This is a genomic window from Citrobacter sp. MGH 55 (assembly GCF_016906145.1).
Classification (GTDB): Bacteria; Pseudomonadota; Gammaproteobacteria; order Enterobacterales; family Enterobacteriaceae; genus Citrobacter_A; species Citrobacter_A amalonaticus.
The window spans coordinates 3231195-3231636 of record NZ_CP070239.1; the positions used below are offsets into that span (position 1 = coordinate 3231195).

At 48.0% G+C, this 442-nt stretch carries 1 protein-coding gene; it reads left to right on the top strand.

Annotated elements, in window-relative coordinates; genetic code table 11:
* On the top strand, positions 1-442 hold a 442-nt coding region (locus JTI98_RS13065), incomplete at its 5' end, for a hypothetical protein (RefSeq protein WP_216081349.1).

Consider the following 442-nt stretch of genomic DNA (forward strand, 5'->3'; position numbering starts at 1 on the left):
AATCGGGCAGACAAGATACTGTTTCTCGCTGGATAACAATAACACCAGCTTCCCCATCCGTCTTGCCAAGCCACGGCTTGATTCGACTGGTACAGGGACCAATTCAGTGATCCTCGATGGATTTGTCGAGCAGGGAATGATGGTTTTTGAACAGGGCTATGATTCGAACGTATTAGGGATAACAGATGAAGGAGTAAAAGCTAAAGTCCGGAGCACAACAGATGGTGCCTGTGTTGGTCGTCGTGCCGTTGACGAAATTAAGGAATGGACAGAACCGGGTGAAGGCGGTCAGAAGGTTGTTCGCGTATCTTATACATGGAAGCTGGTTGACGTTCCGGGCTGGATTGACAAAAAAGCGTTCGCCAGCGTCAAAGGGATGAATGAACCTGCTGATGGTGCAATGAATCTTGTTAAAACCAGCAATGGCTGGAGAGCTAACTAA